We start from the raw sequence: 19510 nt of genomic DNA on the forward strand, positions 1-19510 counted from the left end.
CGCCCCTGGCGTCCTCGTGCAAGCCGGACCCGCCGGACCGCGCTTCCCGCGCGCGGCGGCGGAACAAACGTGCCTGTCTTTACTTTCAGTATTTTTCAATCTATAAAAAACAGCTATTCTTACTGAATGAACCTCTCGGCGGAACCGGCGTAAGGCGCGCCGCCGGAAGGGAAGGAGTCACTATATGGTCGCGGGATTGCGTTTCACCAAGATGCAGGGCATCGGCAATGATTACGTCTACGTGAACGGCTTTGAGGAACGGGTGGACAACCCCGGCGAGCTGGCTAAACGGATCAGCGACCGCCATTTCGGCGTGGGCTCCGACGGCCTGGTGCTGATCCTGCCCTCGGGCGTGGCCGATCTGCGCATGCGCATGTTCAACGCCGACGGTTCGGAAGCCGAAATGTGCGGCAATGCCACCCGTTGCGTGGGCAAGTACGCGCGCGATCACGGCATCGTCAACAAAGACGTCATCCGTCTGGAAACGGCGGCGGGCATCAAGATCATCCGCCTGCTCTTCGAGGCCGGGGAGGTCCGCGGGGCCACCGTGGACATGGGCGAGCCCGTGCTTGCCCCGGATCTCATCCCCGTGGTGCTCGCCCCGGCGCTCACCGAGGGCGAAGATCCGCAGCGCTTTATCGCCCGGCCCGTGGAGGTGGGGGGACGTACATACGCGGTAACCGCCGTATCCATGGGCAATCCGCATGCCGTGGTTTTCATGCAGGGCATCGACGATCTGGATCTGCCCAAGCTGGGTCCGCTGTTCGAGCACCATCCCATTTTCCCCAAACGCACCAATACGGAATTTGTGGAGGTGATTTCCTCCACGAAAATCAAAATGCGCGTCTGGGAGCGCGGCGCGGGTGAAACCCTGGCCTGCGGCACCGGCGCGTGCGCCGCGGCGGTCGCCAGCGTGCTCAACGGCCATACGGGGCGTTCGCTGGACGTGGAACTCAAGGGCGGCGTGCTGCATATCGACTGGGACAAGAGCGACGACCACGTCTATATGACGGGCGGCGCTGTGGCCGTTTTTGACGGCGTCTATTTCATCTGACAATACCGAGGACGGCATGGTTACGATCAATACGAATTTTCTCAAGCTCCAGAGCAATTATCTTTTTGCCGACATCGCGCGCAAGGTCGCGGATTTCAAGGATTCCAACCCTGACAGCCGGGTCATCAGCCTGGGCATCGGCGATGTGACGCGACCCCTGGTGCCGGCGGTCGTCGAGGCTCTGCACAAGGCCGTGGACGAAATGGGCGACGCCGCGCATTTTCACGGCTACGGCCCGGAACAGGGCTATGATTTCCTGCGCGATCTGATCATGGAGTATGATTACAAGGCTCGCGGCGTGAGCCTGAGCCCGGACGAAATCTTCGTCAGCGACGGGGCCAAGTCCGACGTGGGCAATTTTCAGGAGCTCTTCGCCCAGGACAGCATTGTGGCCGTCACGGACCCGGTCTATCCGGTCTATGTGGATTCCAACGTCATGGCCGGGCGCGCCGGGGAATTGGTCAACAAGCAGTGGAACAGGCTTGTCTACCTGCCCTGCGTCAAGGCCAACGACTTCGTGCCGGACTTTCCCAAGACCCGGCCGGACATGATCTACCTCTGCTATCCCAACAATCCCACGGGCACCGTGCTCAATCGCGCGGCCCTGCAGGGCTGGGTGGATTACGCCAGGCGCGAAGGCTGCGTGATCCTCTTTGATTCGGCCTATGAGGCCTTTATCCGCGATCCGGACGTGCCGCACAGCATCTACGAGCTGGAGGGCGCGCAGGAAGTGGCCGTGGAGTTCCGCAGCTTTTCCAAAACCGCCGGTTTCACGGGCCTGCGCTGCGCCTACACCGTGGTGCCCAAGGCCCTGCGGGTCAGCGACGGCAAGGGCGGCAAGGTGGGGCTTAACGGCCTCTGGAACCGCCGCCAGTGCACCAAGTACAACGGTTGCGCCTACATCGTGCAGCGCGCCGCCGCCGCCGTGTACGGCCAGGCAGGCCGCAGCCAGATCGAGGGCGTGATCAAGGGCTATCAGAGCAACGCCGCTCTGCTCAGCGCGGCCATGAAGGAAATGGGCCTGGAAGTCTTCGGCGGGGTCAACGCCCCCTATATCTGGGTGAGCGTGCCCAAGGGCATGGATTCCTGGGGCTTCTTCGACCATCTGCTGCATTCTGCGGCCCTGGTCTGCACGCCGGGCGCGGGCTTCGGCGCCAGCGGCGAAGGGTATGTGCGTCTGACTGCCTTCGGGTCGCTTGAGGATACGGAAGAAGCCATCCGTCGTATGCGCGAACTGCGCTAGAAACAACTTCTGGTGGCGGCAACGGACGAGATGCGAAAAAAGGGGAGGGCAGCCTCCCCTTTTTTCGTGCCGCGTTTCAGGGGAACAGGCGGACCCGCCCCCTTGCCCGGCTCGCCACGGCAGGGCAGAGTGCTTATAGTATATTGAATGAAGCTAACATCTGAACCGCAACGCATTGAGGCAGATATGACCACGAGCACACAACAACTGGACGCCATGATTGAGCGCGTCCGCGCCGCGCAGGCCGTTTTCGCCCGCTACGACCAGGAACAGGTGGACGCCGTTTTCCACCACGCGGCGGCCGCCGCCACTTCCAAGCGTATCGCCCTGGCCAAAATGGCCGTGGAGGAAACCGGCATGGGCATTCTGGAGGACAAGGTGATCAAGAATCACTTTGCCTCGGAATACGTCTACAATAAATATAAAGACAGCAAGACCTGCGGGATCATTGAGGACGACCCGGTTTCCGGCTATCGCGAAATAGCCGCGCCCCTGGGGCTGGTGGCGGGCATTGTGCCCACCACCAATCCCACGTCCACGGCCATTTTCAAGGCCTTGCTCTGTCTCAAGACCCGCAACGGAATCATCTTTTCGCCGCATCCGCGCGCCAGGCGCAGCACCAGGGCGGCGGCCATGATCATTCTGAAGGCAGCCGTGGAGGCCGGGGCCCCGGAAAACATCATCGACTGCCTGGAGGAACCCTCGCCGGAACTGACCCAGCACCTCATGAGCCACCGGGGCGTCAACCTGATCCTGGCTACCGGCGGGCCGGGGATGGTACATGCGGCCTACAGCTCGGGCACTCCCGCCATCGGCGTGGGCGCGGGCAACACGCCGGTGATCATCGACGCCACGGCGGACGTCAAGATGGCGGTCAATTCCATCCTGCTCAGCAAGACGTTTGACAACGGCATGATCTGCGCCTCGGAACAGACCGTGGTGGTCGAAGCCGCCATTGCCGACGCCGTGCGTGAGGAGTTCATCCGGCGCGGCGCCTGGTTCGCCGACGAGGAGCAAAGCGAGGCCCTGGCCAAAACCATCTTTGTGAACGGCGCGCTGAACAGCGCCATTGTGGGGCAGTCCGCCGTGCGCATCGCGGGGATGGCCGGGATCAGCCTGCCGGAAAGCACCAAGGTGCTCATTGCCGAACGCCCGGCGGTCAGGCCCGACGATCCCTTTGCCCACGAAAAACTTTCGCCGGTGCTGGGCTTTTACCGCGTGCCGGATTTTCCGGCCGCCGTGGACACGGCCCAGAGCCTGGTGCTGCTGGGCGGGGCCGGGCATACCTCGGTGCTCTATACCCGCGAAAGCAACGCCGGGCATATCCAGGCCTTTGAGGACGCCATGACCACCGGGAGGGTGCTGGTCAACATGCCCGCCTCGCAGGGAGCCATCGGCGACGTGTACAATTTCCGCGTCGCTCCGTCCCTGACGCTGGGCTGCGGGAGCTGGGGCGGCAATTCCGTCAGCGAAAACATCGGGGTAAAGCATCTCATGAACGTCAAGACCGTGGCCTGCCGCCGTGAAAACATGCTCTGGTTCCGCGTGCCGCCCAAGATCTACTTCAAGCTCGGGGCGCTGCGTCCGGCATTGGAGGAATACAAGGACCGCCGCCGGGCCTGCATCATCACGGACGCGACCATGGAACAGCTGGGGCACGTGCGCAAGGTGAGCGAGGTACTGGAAAACATGGGCATGGAGGTACGCGTCTTTTCCGGCGTGCAGCCCGATCCGGACATTACCACGGCCCAGAAAGCCCTGGATATGGTCAACGCCTTTCAGCCGGACATGTTCATTGCGCTGGGCGGCGGCTCGCCCATGGACGCGGCCAAGATCATCTGGCTGCTCTACGAGGTGCCGGACATCAAGTTTGACGACATCGCCCTGCGCTTCATGGACATTCGCAAGCGGGTGGTGTCCTTCCCGGATCTGGGCAAAAAGGCCGTGATGGTGGCCATTCCCACCACGTCCGGCACCGGCTCTGAAGTGACGCCCTTTGCCGTGATCACCGACAACCGCACCGGCGTCAAATATCCGCTCACCGACTATGCCCTGACCCCGGACATGGCTATTGTGGACCCGGAATTCGTCATGGACCTGCCGCCCTCGCTGATCGCCAATGCGGGCCTGGACGTGCTGACCCACGCCATTGAGGCTTATACCTCCACGCTGGCCACCAATTTCGCCGACGGCCAGGCCATGGAGGCTGTGCGCCTGGTCTTCAAATATCTGCGCCGCTCCTACGCGGGCGGCGAGGAACGGCTGATCCCGCGCGAAAAGATGCATTATGCGGCCACCATGGCGGGCATGGCCTTTGCCAACGCCTTCCTGGGCGTCTGCCACTCCCTGGCGCATACCTTGGGTTCCTGCTTCCATCTGCCGCACGGACTGGCCAACGCCATTCTGCTGTCCTACGTCATCGAGTACAATGCCACGGACACGCCCACCAAGCAGGGCATGCTGCCCCAGTACAAATACCCCTGGGTCAAGGGCCGCTACGCCCGCATCGCGGACATGCTGCATCTGGCCGACGACGTGGAAGGGGACGGGCCCGAGGCGCGCGCGGAAAAAACGGCTCGCCTGGTGCGGGCCATTGAAACCCTCAAGCGCGATCTGGGCATTCCCGCGTCCCTGCGCGAAGCGGGCATTGCGGAAGCCGATTTCTTGCAAAAGCTGGATGAGATGGCCGAACAGGCTTTTGACGACCAGTGCACGGTTTCCAACCCGCGCTATCCGCTGATAGCGGAACTGAAGGAGTTGTACCGTAAGGCCTATTACGGCGAGCCGCTGGCGTCGCTGGCGTAACAACACCGTGCCCTGACTGAAGCGTGCCCTGATGCCCACCACATCGGGGCACGCCCGATAACGGCGCGGCCGGGGAGGAGATGCGCTGTCCCCGGCCGCAACTTGCTGTTACGCTTCTTTCAATTCCTGGATCAGATTGGTGAGCCCTTGGGCCTGGGCGGCCAGGTCGGACACGGCCTTGGCGGCCTCTGCCATGGCCTCGGCGGTCTGGCGGGACATGTCGTTGACCTGGACGATGGACTGGTTGATCTCCTCGCTGGCGGCGGACTGTTCCTCGCTGGCCGTGGCGATGGCGTTGACCTGGTCGCCGGTGGCTTCCACAGTGGCCACGATTTCCTGCAAAGCCTGACCGGACTGGTTGGCCAGTTCCGTGGCTTCACCGATGCGCTCCACGGCATTGTCCACGCCGGTCATGCTCTTGGCCGTGCTTTCCTGGATGGCCTTGATGGCGTTGCCCACGTCATTGGTGGAGGCCATGGTTTTTTCAGCCAGTTTGCGCACCTCGTCGGCCACCACGGCAAAGCCCCGCCCGGCCTCGCCCGCGCGGGCGGCCTCAATGGCGGCGTTGAGGGCCAGGAGGTTGGTCTGGTCCGCGATGTCCGAGATCACGCCCATGATCCGGGTGATGTCCTGGGCGTGCTCGTTGAGCTGGGTCATGTCGTCCTTGAGCTCCAGGGACATCTGGTGGACCTGGTCAATGCTGCGCACGGCCTTTTCCACCACCTGGGCCCCGGCTTCGGCTTTTTCCCTGGTTTCGGCGGAGGCGGCCGAAGCGGAACCGGCGTTCTTGGCCACTTCCTGGACTGTGGCGTTCATTTCATTCATGGCCGTGGCCGCCTCGGAGAGGCGCTGGGCGGACTCGGCCGCGCCCCGGTCGGACTGCTCGATCTGGGCGGAAAGTTCGGTGGAGGCGGAGGAGACCACACTGCCCACCTGCTCCAGCTTGTCGGCGGCCACCAGCATGGCCTCGGTCTTGCTTTGCGCTTCCGTGCTCGCCGCTTCGGCCTGTTCCATGGCCTCCTGGGCTTTGCGGGACTGTTCTTTGGCGTTTTCCGACTCGCGTTGGGCGTTTTCAATGTTGGTTTTCAGGGCGTTGACCATTTCCACAATGGAACCATAGACGCCCATCTTTTTGCCGCCGTCGTCCACGTTGTAGTCGCCGTCCACCACGCGGTGGGCGATGGCGTTCAGCTCGCCGGGGTCCTTGCCGAGTTGGCGCACGGTGTTGCGCACGATCAGCCAGGTCAGCGCAAGGGCGATAAATATGGCGGCCAGGGTCAGGATGATGCCGATGGCCCGGGAGCTCTCGTACTTCTCGTCGCCGTCCTTGCTGGTCTGCCGTGCATTGGCCAGGGTGACGTCCGACAGTTCCTTGAGAATCGCGCTGAAGGCATCAAATTTTTGGCGTGACTCGTCATTGAGCAGGACCACGGCCTGTTCGGTATGGTTTTGACGCGAAAGGTCAAGCAGGCGTGCGGAGACTTCACGATAGGCTCCACGCGCGGCTTTCAGGCGGTTGAAAATTGCGCGGGCGTTTGGCACATAGATGGCCTTGTCGAGTTCTTCCATTTCATCGTTGACTATTTCCCGCCATTTTTCGAGGGTTTTTTCCTCCGCGGCCATTACGGCATTGTCCGTGCTGTAAATATGACGGATTTCCACAATGCGTTGCTGGGGCACGTCGCCGTTGAGTTTGCCTATCAGGTCGAGAATGGGCATCTTTTGGTCAGCCAGTTCCGTGACGTTTTCATTGATCTCGTCCATCTGCACCAGAAGGTAGCAGGCCAGGATGCCCGCCAGTATCGTCAGCACCCCCATGCCCAAAGAAATTTTACTGGACAGCTTCATCTCCTCACTCCTTTTGCGTTTGTAAATTGCCGATGCGGTTCCTCATGCTTTTTTTCAGATCGACGCGTTTCCGGCTCTGCGGGCAACGGCGGTGGAAACCGAAAGCTGTAAAAACGACGCGAAGCCAATGCCGGAGATTTTCCGGCATTGGCTTCGCGGATATGAAAAAAGAACCAGAAGACTAGTTAATCTCTCTCTCTCTCTCTCTCTCTCTCTCTCTCTCTCTTGAGAGAGTAGAGACGTGTGAGATGAACATGATTTCCTCCGGGTAAAGAGCAACTCGAAACGTGAGTCCGCATCAGGCTTCAGGGCGTACTTTCAGCGCCACGCAGAGCATGTACTGCTTATCGGTAGACTATTTTACTTCTTAAGTCCAAGCATGAAATTTCTTGAGGGTGGAAGTCTATTTTCCGCTTGCCCATCAATTCACTTTGTTGCAGAATTATTTCTCCCCCCCCCTTTATAGGCCGGAAACTGTCGCCAGAACGGTTTCCACGGTTTTTCGGACCGTGTTCGGCCAGCCGGAGCTCCGGCGACAGACGTTCGCGCCTCCTTTGCGGAGCGGCCGCGAAGCCGTGTGAATCCACGCCCCCCCTTACCCGGGAGCTTATGCCAGCGTTACGGCGGGCCGCGTATTGCGGACCGGCCCGCGGCTGTGGCGCTTTTTCGAGGTAGGAAAACTATGTGTAGAATCGGTTCCGTCAAAAGCAGGACGCCGGTGCATCCTTCCGTGGCGCTCAATCTGATGCTGCCCCAGCAGGAAGGGCACGACAATTCGGGTTTTGCCATGGTCATGCAGGATCTGGGCGGCGTTTTCAGCCATTATAAGGACAAGCCTCTGCTGTCGCTGGCCTGCACCCCGCAGGGCGTGCAGCTGGTCAACGATTACATGGAGGAAAAGGGTTTCGTGCAGGTGGCCCAGTGGGTGCCCGAGGTGGACAGGCGGCCGGGCCTGAGAATCGAGGCCATGCCGCGCTATGTCTTCCGCAACTACGATTATCCCGAAATTTACCGTTACCGCGGCCGGGAGGCGCGTGAAGAGCTGCTGCTGGACACCCGTCTGGCCCTGCGCAGCCTGCTGGACGAGGGCGACAACGGTTTCGTCTATTCTTTCTGGCCCGACGTGCTGACCCTCAAGGAGATCGGCGACCCGGCGGACATCGCCGCCTATTTCCGGCTCTGGAACGACGACGGCCGTCTCACGGCCCGCAACATCGTGACCCAGTGCCGCCAGAACACCAATTACGACATTGTGCGCTACGCGGCCCATCCCTTCTTTTTGCAGGGCTACACCCTCTGCGCCAACGGCGAAAATACCTTTTTCACCAAGAACAAGGAGTTCCAGAAGTCCCTGCACCGGGGCTACATCGGTTTTGAGTCCGACTCGCAGAACTTCCTTTACACCCTGCATTACGTGCTGCATGAGCTGCACTGGCCCATCACCTACTATAAACACGTGATTACGCCCCTGCCCTTTGTGGAGGCGGAAAAGCGCGCGGACCGCGAGGTGCTCGGCCTGATCCGTGAATCCCTGGCCCATCTGGAGATCAACGGCCCCAACGCCGTTATCGGCCTGCTGCCCGACGGACGGATGATCGCCTGCTGCGATTCCAAGAAGCTGCGGCCCGTGGTGGTGGGCGGCGACGACAACATGGTGGCCGTGGCCTCGGAAGTCTGCGGGCTGAACGCCGTTCTGCCCGACCGCGATCCGGCTCTGGACATTTACCCCCATGAACGGGAAATGGTGGTCATCGACAACGATCTGGCGGTGCGGCGATGGAATCAGTAAAAACCCAGGACGTCAGCGTCAACGATCTGCGCTGGACCATCGAATACCACGCGGAACGCTGCACCATGTGCGGCTCCTGCGTGGCGGCGTGCACCTTCAATGCCATTGAGGCCGGGGTTTCGCACCGCAGCGTGACGGTTTCGCGCAAGGCCTTTCCCGAGCCCGCGGCCGAGCATTTCGCCCTGCCCGTGATCAGGCAGAAGACCCGCATCGAACAGGCCTGCGTGGGCTGCGGCATGTGCGAAAAAGTCTGTCCCAACAGGGCCATTCGGCCGGTGCGCAATCCGGACAACCGCTTTCCCGTGCTGGCGCGCGCCCACGGCCCGGTCAAGCGCGGCGGGCGCAGCAATCTCGCCACGCCGCGCACCCTGGACGCCGTCGTGGTGGGACGCATCAGCCAGATGACCGACCCGGCCCTGGATTCGGAGCGGCACACCTTTGACATCCGCTCGCCTCTGGGCCGCGTCATGCTGGCCAGGGAACTGCCCCTGCGCGTGGACGGCGAAAGCCTGGTGCTCGACGGGCGCACTCCGCCGGTGCGCTGGATCTATCCGGCCATTTTCAGCGACATGAGCATCGGCGCGCTGTCCACCAGGGCCTGGGAGGCTCTGGCCCTGGCCACGGCCTATCTCAACGAGAAGTGCGGCATGCCCGTGCGCATGAGCTCGGGCGAGGGCGGCATGCCCATCAAGCTGCTGGAGTCGGACCGGCTCAAGTACATGATTTTGCAGATCGCCTCCGGCCATTTCGGCTGGAACCGCATCATCAAGGCCATGCCCCGCATGAAGACCGACCCGGCGGGCGTGCTGATCAAGATCGGCCAGGGGGCCAAGCCCGGCGACGGCGGGCTTCTGCCCGCCGCCAAGGTGGCCCCGCACATCCAGGCCATCCGGGGCGTGCCCAAGGCCACCCTGCATTCCCCGCCCAACCACCAGGGCCTGTATTCCATTGAGGAGTCGGTGCAGAAAATGCACCTCTCGCTCAACGCGGCCTTCGGCTTCCGCGTGCCCGTGGCCATCAAGTGCGCGGCCTCGGCTACCTCGGTGTCCGTCTACAACAATCTGCTGCGCGATCCCTACAAGATCTGCGGCGGCTTCTTCCTTGACGGCATCCAGGGCGGCACCGGCGCGGCTAACGAGGTTTCCCTGGAGCACACGGGCCATCCTGTCGTCTCCAAGCTGCGCGACTGCTATCAGGCCGCCGTGACCCAGGGCCTGCAGGGGCAGATTCCCCTCTGGGCGGGCGGCGGCATCGGCATGACCGGCAATGCGGCGGCCGACGCCTTCAAAATGATCTGCCTGGGGGCCAACGGCGTGATTCTGGGCAAGATCCTGATCCAGCTGCTGGGCTGCGTGGGCAACGAGCACGGACGTTGCAACGCCTGTAATACGGGCAAATGCCCCACAGGCATCTGCACCCAGGACCCGCGTCTGGTCAAACGCCTGGACGTGGACCGGGGGGCCCAGAACATCGTGGACTACATGCTGGCTTTTGACGCGGAACTGCGCAAACTGCTGGCCCCGGTGGGCAACAGCTCCCTGCCGGTGGGGCGTTCCGACGCCCTGGTCTCCATGGACCGGGCGGTGGCCGACAAGCTGGGCATCCAGTATGCCTGCTAACCATACGATGAGGAATGGAATATGCTGCGTGTAAGCACGGTGCACGATCACGAACGCATGTCCACCCAGGATCTGCTGCTGTCCCTTGAGGCGGCGGTGGAGCGGGGCGAGACTGATTTTCATATTCAGGCCTCGGGCCAGCACGACATCGGCGGCCCGCTCTGGAACCGGGAGGGCAGAAAGCTGCGCTTCACGGTCAGCAATCCCGGCCAGCGGGTGGGCTCCATGTGTCTGCCGGACACGGAAATACTGGTGGAAGGGCCGGCCCCGGCCGACGTGGGCTGGCTCAATGCCGGGGGGCGCATTGTGGTGCGCGGCGACGCCGGAGACACGGCCGGGCACTGCGCCGCGGCCGGGCGCATTTATATCGGGGGCCGGGCGGGCACGCGCTCCGGCTCGCTCATGAAGCACGATCCGCTTTACGAGCCGCCGGAACTCTGGGTGCTCAAGAGCGTGGGCAGCTTTTCCTTTGAGTTTATGGGCGGCGGCAGGGCCGTGGTCTGCGGGTACGAAAGTCAGACCCTGCCCTCGGTGCTGGGCGAGCGGCCCTGCGTGGGCATGGTGGGCGGCGTGGTCTATTTTCGCGGGCCGCTGGGCTCTCTGCCGCCGGACGTGCGGGTGCGTCCTCTGGATGACGGCGACGTGGCCTGGCTCGATGCCGGGCTGGATGATTTTCTTGCGGCCATCGACCGGCCCAGGCTGCGGCGGGAGCTCTCGGTCTGGAAACACTGGAAAAAAATCGAACCTCTGCCGTTTGAGGAGCGGGAGCACGAGGAAATCCCCAGCCTTGCTCAGTTCCGGGCCACGGAATGGGTCAAGGACGGTATTTTCAGCGACGTCTGTCCCGATGATTTCGCGGTCAACGGTCTGGTGGCGCGCGGGGAGTGCCGCCTGCGTGTGCCCGTGTGGGAAAACGCCCGCTTTGCCGCGCCCTGCGAATTTCATTGTCCGGCCTCCATCCCCAGCCAGCGCCGCTTCAACCTGCTGCGTGAAGGCAGGGTGGAGGAGGCCTGCCGCCTGGTGCTGGACTATACGCCGTTTCCGGGCTCGGTCTGCGGCGGCGTCTGCCCCAATCCCTGCATGGAGGGCTGCACGCGTAACGAACTGGACAGCCCTGTGCGGATCGGCAAACTGGGCTCCTGTTCAGAGGATATCAGGCTGGAGAAGCCGGCAACGCGCAGCGGCAAACATCCGGGCGTCATCGGCGGGGGCGTGGGCGGCCTCACGGCGGCCTGGCAGCTGGCCCGTATGGGTCATGAGGTTACGGTCTATGAGGCGGATGCCCGTATGGGCGGCAAGCTGGAGCAGGTCATCCCGCGCGAGCGCCTGAATCATGATTTGCTGCTCAAGGAACTCAAGCGTATTGAGGACATGGGCGTCCATTTTGTGACCAATTGCCCGGTGGACGCCGAGCGCTTCGCAGAACTGCGTAAAAAGCACGATGCCCTGATTGTGGCCACGGGCGGCCATGTGCCGCGCGTTCTCCCCTGGCCGGGGCATGAAAAAATCGTGGGCGGCATCGACTTCCTCAAGGCCGTGAACCGGGGCGAGAAACCCGAGGTGCCGGAAAGCGTGGTGGTCATCGGCTGCGGCAACGCGGGCATGGATGCGGCGGCCGGAGCCTTTGCCATGGGCGCGCGTCAGGTGACCTGCATCGACGTGCAGCGGCCCGCGGCCTTCGCCCATGAGATCGCCCATATTGAAAGTCTTGGCGGCAGGCTGGCCTGGCCGGTGCAGACCAGGGAGATCACGGACAAGGGCCTGATCACCCGGGACGGCACGCTGATCCCCGGCGAGATGGTCATCATCACCATCGGCGAATCGCCGGACCTTTCCTATCTGCCCGAAGGGCCGGAGAAGTTCCGCGACTGGCTGGTTCCCAAGGCCGATCTGAGCATCATGGACGGCGTGTTCGCCGTGGGCGACGTGATCAGGCCCGGCCTTCTGGCCCACGCCATCGGCACGGGCCGCCAAGCCGCCCTGGCCGCCGACGCCTGGTTGCGCGGCGAGAGGTACGCGGCCGAGCTCAGGGAGCAAGTGCCCGCCCAGCGGCTGCATACGGCCTATTTTGCCAAATATCACAGCCGAGAACTGCCCCGGCCCCTGGAGGATCACGCGCGTTGCGTCAGTTGCGGCACCTGCCGGGACTGCAAAATGTGCCTCAAGTCCTGCCCGGAAAAGGCCATTGACCGCAATGCGCTGAGCGGCGGCTTTGAGTATGTCTCCGATCCGGCGCGCTGCATCGGTTGCGGGATCTGCGCGGGCGTCTGCCCCTGCGGCATCTGGAGCATGCGGCCCAATTGCGATCTTTCCTGAGTCGCTGCGGCAGCCGCCTTTTCACAACAGGCCCGGAGCCGAAGCTCCGGGCCTGTTCCGTGCCGCGCGCCTCTGGTTTCCCGCCTTGACGGGTTTTGGCGCGGACCGTACATTCCGGCTAGTTCATATTTCAAGGAGATCCCATGACGCTTGATCCCACCAAAAATCCTGACTGGAAAATCGCGCAGGATGCCGAATCTCGCATGAAGACAGTGGAAACCCTGGCCGCTGAAATGGGCCTGGAATCCTCGGAATTGCTGCCCTACGGGCACTATATGGGTAAAATCGAGCAGCAGGCCGTGCTGGAGCGGTTGGCCGGGCGGCCCGACGGCAAATACGTGGACGTCACGGCCATCACGCCCACGCCGCTGGGCGAGGGCAAGTCCACCACCACCATTGGCCTGGTCCAGGGTCTGGCCCGGCGCGGACTGCGCTCCTCGGCGGCCATCCGCCAGCCCTCGGGCGGCCCCACCATGGGCATGAAAGGCTCGGCCGCCGGGGGCGGCCTGTCCCAGTGCATCCCGCTGACGCCGTATTCGCTTAATTTCACCGGAGACATTCATGCCGTGGGCGCGGCCCACAATCTGGCCATGACCGCTCTGACCGCGCGCATGCAGCACGAGCGCAATTACGACGACGCCACCCTGGCGCGTCTTTCGGGCATGCGCCGTCTGAATGTGGACCCCACGCGGGTGGGCACGGGCTGGGTTATGGATTTCTGCGCCCAGGCCCTGCGTAACGTGATCATCGGCATTGAGGGCGACGGCCGCCGCAATGACGGTTTCATGATGCGCTCGCATTTCGACATCACCGTGGCCTCGGAAGTCATGTCCATTCTCTCCGTGGCCCGCGACCTGGGCGACCTGCGCGAGCGCATGGGGCGGATGGTGCTGGCTCTTGACCGCGACGGCAATCCCGTGACCACGGCGGATCTGGAAGTGGCCGGGGCCATGACCGCCTGGCTGGTGGAAGCGGTCAAACCCAATCTGATCCAGACCATTGAAGGCCAGCCCGTGCTGGTGCATACCGGGCCTTTCGGCAATATCGCCCTGGGCCAGAGTTCGGTCATCGCGGACCGGGTGGGCCTCAAACTCAGCGACGTGCATGTGACGGAATCCGGTTTTGCGGCGGAAATGGGCTACGAGAAATTCTGGAACCTGAAATGCCGCTACAGCGGCCTGACGCCCGATGCGGCGGTTATTGTAGCCACGGTGCGGGCGCTCAAGAGCCACGGCGGCGCGCCCCAGCCCCGGCCCGGCCGCCCCCTGCCCGAAGCCTACACCCGCGAGGACGTGGGCTTGGTCGAAGCGGGCTGCGTCAACCTGCTGCACCATATCGGCATTGTACGCCGCTCCGGCGTGCCCTCCGTGGTCTGCATCAACAAATTCCATACCGACAGCCCGGCGGAAATCGCCGCCATCCGCCGCATCTGCGAAGCGGCGGGAGCCCGGGTGGCCGTGTCCGAACACTGGAAAAAGGGCGGCGAGGGCGCGCTGGAACTGGCCGACGCGGTCATGGACGCCTGCAATTCCGGCAAGCGGCATTTCACGCCGCTCTATGACTGGAATCTGCCCCTCACCGAGCGGATTACCTGCATCGCCCGCGAAATTTACGGAGCCGACGGCGTGGATTTCGAGCCTCTGGCGGCCCAGCGTCTGAAGGCCTTGCAGGAACGGCCCGACGTGAATGAACTGGGCGTGTGCATGGTCAAGACCCAGTACTCTCTGTCCGATGATGCGTCCCGCAAGGGCGTGCCCGCCTCCTGGCGGCTGCATGTGCGCGATGTGCTGCTGTTCGGCGGCGCTGGTCTGGTCTGCCCTGTTTCCGGCGACATCAGCCTGATGCCCGGCACGGGTTCGCACCCCTCGTTCCGCAACATTGACGTGGATGTGAACACGGGCAGGGTGACCGGTCTTTTTTAGGGGTATTATCCAGCCACGCAAAACCCCGGCAGAGCGTAACGCTCTGCCGGGGTTTTGTCGTTCATAGCATTTTCGGGCTTAGCCGCGCTTCATGTCCTGAATCAGGTCGGTGAGCTTCTGGGCCTGGACGGCCAGATCTGTGACGGCCTTGGAGGCTCCGCCCATGGCTTCGGCGATCTGCCGCCCCATGTCGTTGACCCGGAGGATGGTCTGGTTGATCTCTTCGCTGGCGGCGGACTGCTCCTCGCTGGCCGTGGCAATGGCATTGACCTGGTCGGCTGTGACCTCCACCGTGGCGACGATTTCCTCCAGGGCCGAACCGGACTGGTTGGCGTAGTCCGTGGCCTCTTCAATCCGGCGCACGGCGTTGTCCACGGAGGCCATGCTCTTGGATGTGCTTTCCTGAATGGCTCGGATGGCGTTGCTCACGTCGTTCGTGGAGGCCATGGTTTTTTCAGCCAGCTTGCGCACTTCATCGGCCACTACGGCGAAGCCGCGCCCGGCGTCCCCGGCTCTGGCCGCTTCAATGGCCGCGTTCAGGGCCAGCAGATTGGTCTGATCGGCAATATCTGAAATGACGTTCATGATCTGGGTGATGGCCTGGGCATGCTCGTTGAGCTGCCCCATGTCGTCCTTGAGCTCAAGAGAGAGCTGGCGTACCTGCTCAATGCCGTGCACGGCCTTTTCCACAATGGCGGAACCGGCCTGGGCCTTTTCCTTGGTGTCGGCGGAAGCGGCCGAAGCGGAGGTCGCGTTCCGGGCCACTTCCTGCACGGTGGCGTTCATTTCGTTCATGGCCGTGGCCGCCTCGGAAACGCGCCCCGCGGCTTCATGCGCGCCCTGGTCGGACTGTTCAATCTGGGCCGAAAGCTCCGTGGAGGCCGAGGAAAGAATCTCCACAATGCCTTCAAGTTGACCGGCGGCGGCCAGCATGCCGTCTTTTTTGGCGCTTTCGGCCTGCTGCCGGGCTTCCTCCGCCTCGCGCTGGGCGACAGTGGCCTCTTCCACGGCGACGGTGGCCTCTTCGCTTTTCCGGGCGGCCTCGTCAATGCGTTCGCGCAGATTGCCGATCATCTGGCCCAGAGAGGCATCCAGAGCGCGGATTTCGCGCGGGCAACGCGGATCCAGATTGATTTTCGTGTCAAGCCGTCCTTTGGCCACTTCATCCGCCGCGCCGGTCAGCTGGCGCAGGGGCGAGCAGATCACCCGAGTCACGTACCAGGCCACAAGGAGCATCAGAGCTACGATGCCCAGGCAGATCCAGGCCTGATACATGGCATAGCGATCATTGCTTTCGGTCACCAGGGCGGCGATACGCTGCTGCTCGGCCTGCACGCTGTCAATGTACACGCCGGTGCCGATCAGAACATCGGTGCCGGGGATCAGGCAGACATAGCTCAGTTTGGGCTGGATGCCCGCGCCGGGTTTTTCAAAGGTATATTCCACAAAGCCGCCGCCGGCCTTGGCCGCTTTAATGAATTCCTGGACAAAAAGCGACCCGTTGGCGTCCTTGAGGTTGCTGCAATCCTTGCCGTTCAACGATTTGTTGATGGGCACGTTGATGCGCATGCCGCCGGTGGTGTAGGTGAAGTAGTAACCTTCGTTATTGGGGAAAAAGCGCTGATAGTCGGTGAGTTGCTCGATGATGGCGTATTGTTCTTTCTTGTCCGAGACGTTTTTGAGTCGATTGGCCAGATTCTGCGCTTCCACTTCCACCGCGCTCTTCACGCCGTATTCATATTTCTGGCGCAGGGCGTCGGTGATCTGCGGCATGGTGACATCATTGAATACCCGCTGCGATATTAGAAAATTGGCGGTGAACAATGTCCCTATGCTCAGCAGAAAGATGCCGCACAGTACGATGATCCACATTCTGACATTCATGGATGTTCTCCTCCCTAGCATCCGTATCGCGCATCTGTTCATGCCAACCGGCGGCAACCAACCAAGGAACGCTGGACAGGCGTTCCGTCCTAAGAGCAGGTTAACTTTGAAAATTGGCATTTTCAAAGTCGGCGCTGCCTTCAGCCTATTCTTGCTTTCGTCATCCGTAGTGATGCTGGCCTTATCTGCAAGAGGCCGCAGGCCATGCAAAGGGCGGCCTGCGGCGGATATGCAAATGCCCGTATGCGGGCGGACATATGTATTTGTCGGTATAATTAAAATTATCTTAAGCCCTTCGGACAAATTTTTCCAGTGCCGCTTTTCTGTGGGCAAGCGCGGGTCATAAAAAAACAGCTCCCGCCGTGAGGAGGGAGCTGTTGTCTGATTCAAAGCAATGCGGGCAAAGCCCGCAGCGGGGAACGGCTTAGTACATGCCGTCCATGCCGCCCATGCCGCCCATGCCGCCGGGCATGGCCGGGGCGTCCTTCTTGGGCTCGGGCTTTTCAGCGATGGCGCATTCGGTGGTCAGCAGCAGGGAAGCCACGGAAGCGGCGTTCTGCAGGGCCGTGCGGGTCACCTTCTTCGGGTCGATGACGCCGGCCTTGATCAGGTCTTCGTATTCGCCGGTGGCCGCGTTGAAGCCGAAGCCGTCTTTGCCGGCGCGGACCTTTTCCACCACGATGGAACCTTCGAAGCCCGCGTTGTGGGCGATCTGGCGCAGGGGTTCCTCAATGGCGCGGCGGATGATGTTCACACCGGCCAGTTCGTCGTCGTCAGCGGGTTTGATGTCGTTGAGGACCTTGGACACGCGGATCAGCGCGGTGCCGCCGCCAGGCACGATGCCTTCTTCCACGGCGGCGCGGGTGGCATTGAGGGCGTCTTCCACGCGGTCTTTCTTTTCTTTCATTTCCACTTCAGTGGCGGCGCCCACATGCACCACGGCCACGCCGCCCACCAGCTTGGCCAGGCGTTCCTGCAGCTTTTCGCGGTCGTAGTCGGAGGTGCTGTCTTCGATCTGGGCACGAATCTGCTTCACGCGGGCCTTGATGTCCTCGCTCTTGCCGGCGCCGTCCACGATGGTGGTGTTGTCTTTGTCAACAACCACGCGCTTGGCGGTGCCCAAGTCGGCCAGGGTCATGTTTTCCAGCTTGGTGCCGGTGTCGTCGGAAGCCACCTGGCCGCCAGTGAGGACGGCGATGTCCTGAAGCATGGCCTTGCGGCGGTCGCCGAAGCCGGGGGCTTTCACGGCCACAACCTGAAGGGCGCCGCGCAACTTGTTGACCACCAGGGTGGCCAGGGCTTCGCCTTCCACGTCTTCGGCGATGAGCATCAGCGGACGGTTGACTTTCGCCACCTGCTCAAGCACGGGCAGCATGTCTTTCATGCTGGAGATCTTCTTTTCCGTGCAGAGGATGTAGGGATTGTCCATCTCGCAGATCATCTTTTCGGCGTTGGTCACGAAATAGGGGGAGAGGTAGCCGCGGTCGAAACGCATGCCTTCCACCACATCCATGGTGGTTTCCAGGCCCTTGGCTTCCTCAACGGTGATGACGCCTTCCTTGCCCACCTTGGACATGGCTTCGGCAATGATGTTGCCGATGGTGGCGTCGGAGTTGGCGGAAATGGTGCCGATCTGGGCAATTTCCTTCTGGTCGCGGGTGGGCTTGGCCAGATTGGCGAGCTCGGTGATCAGGGCTTCCACGCCCTTGTCGATGCCGCGCTTGATAGCCATGGGATTACGACCGGCGGCCACCAGCTTGATGCCTTCATGGTATACGGACTGGGCCAGAATGGTGGCGGTGGTGGTGCCGTCGCCGGCGGCGTCGGAAGTCTTGGAAGCCACTTCCTTCACGAGCTGGGCGCCCATGTTTTCAAACTTGTCGTCCAGTTCGATTTCTTTAGCCACGGTCACGCCGTCTTTGGTGATGACGGGCGCGCCGAAGGACTTTTCAAGAGCGACATTGCGGCCTTTGGGGCCGAGAGTGACTTTAACGGCATTGGCAAGTTTGTCCACGCCGCGGGCGAGTTTTTCACGAGCTTTAACGTCAAAAAAGATTTCTTTAGCGCACATTTTCAGAGTTCCTCCTGGATGGTGATTCGGCAGAGATCGGGATTAGTCGATGATGGCGAGAATGTCTTCTTCGCGCATCACAAGGTGGTCGACGCCGTCCAGCTTGATTTCCGTACCGGCATACTTGTTGAAGAGCACTTCATCGCCCTTCTTCACAGCCATGGCGACGCGGGAACCGTTTTCCGCGATCTTGCCGGGGCCCACGGCCACAACCTGGCCCTTGGAGGGCTTTTCCTTGGCCGTGTCGGGGATGTACAGACCGCCAGCGGTCTTCTCTTCAGATTCAAGGCGCTTGACCAGCACACGGTCGTTGAGGGGTTTCAGCTTCATGACGTCAAATCCTCCCGGAAAAGTTTTTTTATTGCCCTTACGGGCACGGGCGGCGGCCGAACCAGCGGACGCGCCGGAAATATTGCGCGTAATGGGCCGCAACGGGCGTTGTGCCGTTGCACCGCCCCACACGGGCATACAGATAAGACAGTCTGGCGGCTTGAAAAGGGGCTGAAGCGATTTTTTTTTAATTTTTTTCCTGTAAAATTTAAAAATTATTTTATTTTAACAGGTTAACGCCTGCCTCCGTTTTCGCTTCAGCGAGCCTCAATGGACGCTCCGTAACGGTCGGCGCATTGCGCTCCCGGCGCGCCGGTCAAAAAATCCGCTGTTTTCTTCCCGGCCGTTGCCGATGAGGGAAATTGCATCCGTTCCGTCCCTGGGATACCATTCACAGTTCAGGTACGTTGCCTATGAAAAAAGCCGCCCTGTTCCATGCGAATTTTCCCGCACATTCTCTCCAGCGCAAAACGCATCAGGAGACAGAAAAATGCAAGTAAGGCGTCTTCTTGAAATTATACTTCTGCTGCTGCATGGCAGATGCGGCACGCTCAGAGAACTTTCAGAACACTGTTCCGTTTCCGTTGATGCCATCAAAAATGACATAGGCATACTGAAAAATTCCGGTA

At 61.9% G+C, this 19510-nt stretch carries 11 protein-coding genes; 7 read left to right on the plus strand and 4 right to left on the minus strand.

Features of this window, described 5'->3' with window-relative positions; translation table 11 throughout:
• Positions 1-184: 184 nt before the first annotated feature.
• The 3 genes from dapF to adhE all read left to right on the plus strand — a co-directional run bounded on the left by dapF (position 185) and on the right by adhE (position 5102).
• Positions 185-1054 (plus strand): diaminopimelate epimerase, encoded by an 870-nt coding sequence (gene dapF, locus AXF13_RS04205; RefSeq protein ID WP_062251762.1) that lies wholly within the window; start codon positions 185-187, stop codon positions 1052-1054.
• A 16-nt stretch (positions 1055-1070) separates the two neighbouring features.
• The gene (locus AXF13_RS04210) at positions 1071-2297 is read left to right on the plus strand and encodes an LL-diaminopimelate aminotransferase (RefSeq protein WP_062251763.1); all 1227 of its coding nucleotides are present in this window, start codon (positions 1071-1073) and stop codon (positions 2295-2297) included.
• Positions 2298-2483: 186 nt separating this feature from the next.
• Positions 2484-5102 carry a bifunctional acetaldehyde-CoA/alcohol dehydrogenase gene (gene adhE / locus AXF13_RS04215; RefSeq protein WP_062251764.1) on the plus strand — a complete coding sequence of 873 codons (2619 nt, stop codon included), beginning with the start codon at positions 2484-2486 and terminating at the stop codon, positions 5100-5102.
• A 108-nt stretch (positions 5103-5210) separates the two neighbouring features.
• Here the strand turns inward: adhE and AXF13_RS04220 are convergent, their stop codons facing one another.
• A complete protein-coding gene (locus AXF13_RS04220) occupies positions 5211-6950 on the minus strand; it encodes a methyl-accepting chemotaxis protein (RefSeq protein WP_062251765.1) in 1740 nt (579 codons plus the stop codon).
• A 682-nt stretch (positions 6951-7632) separates the two neighbouring features.
• Between AXF13_RS04220 and AXF13_RS04225 the strand changes: the two genes are divergently transcribed.
• The 4 genes from AXF13_RS04225 to AXF13_RS04240 all read left to right on the plus strand — a co-directional run bounded on the left by AXF13_RS04225 (position 7633) and on the right by AXF13_RS04240 (position 14596).
• On the plus strand, positions 7633-8739 hold the full coding sequence (locus tag AXF13_RS04225) for a class II glutamine amidotransferase domain-containing protein (RefSeq protein WP_062251766.1): 1107 nt from the start codon (positions 7633-7635) through the stop codon (positions 8737-8739).
• The gene (locus AXF13_RS04230) at positions 8727-10358 is read left to right on the plus strand and encodes a glutamate synthase-related protein (protein ID WP_062251767.1); all 1632 of its coding nucleotides are present in this window, start codon (positions 8727-8729) and stop codon (positions 10356-10358) included. Before AXF13_RS04225 ends, AXF13_RS04230 begins: the two co-directional genes overlap by 13 nt.
• Positions 10359-10379: 21 nt before the next feature.
• The gene (locus AXF13_RS04235; protein ID WP_062251768.1) at positions 10380-12674 is read left to right on the plus strand and encodes an FAD-dependent oxidoreductase; all 2295 of its coding nucleotides are present in this window, start codon (positions 10380-10382) and stop codon (positions 12672-12674) included.
• Positions 12675-12817: 143 nt separating this feature from the next.
• On the plus strand, positions 12818-14596 hold the full coding sequence (locus AXF13_RS04240) for a formate--tetrahydrofolate ligase (protein WP_062251769.1): 1779 nt from the start codon (positions 12818-12820) through the stop codon (positions 14594-14596).
• A 78-nt stretch (positions 14597-14674) separates the two neighbouring features.
• On the opposite strand, the gene AXF13_RS04245 is transcribed toward AXF13_RS04240, so the two are convergent.
• The 3 genes from AXF13_RS04245 to groES all read right to left on the minus strand — a co-directional run bounded on the left by AXF13_RS04245 (position 14675) and on the right by groES (position 18881).
• Complete coding sequence (locus AXF13_RS04245; protein WP_062251770.1) at positions 14675-16480, minus strand: methyl-accepting chemotaxis protein; 1806 nt, start codon at positions 16478-16480, stop codon at positions 14675-14677.
• 424 nt (positions 16481-16904) lie between these two features.
• Entirely contained in the window at positions 16905-18551 is a 1647-nt protein-coding gene (groL, locus tag AXF13_RS04250; RefSeq protein ID WP_008684543.1) for a chaperonin GroEL, read from the minus strand.
• 42 nt (positions 18552-18593) lie between these two features.
• Complete coding sequence (gene groES, locus AXF13_RS04255) at positions 18594-18881, minus strand: co-chaperone GroES (RefSeq protein WP_008684542.1); 288 nt, start codon at positions 18879-18881, stop codon at positions 18594-18596.
• Positions 18882-19510: the final 629 nt, after the last annotated feature.

It is taken from the genome of Desulfovibrio fairfieldensis (assembly GCF_001553605.1).
Lineage (GTDB): Bacteria > Desulfobacterota > Desulfovibrionia > Desulfovibrionales > Desulfovibrionaceae > Desulfovibrio > Desulfovibrio fairfieldensis.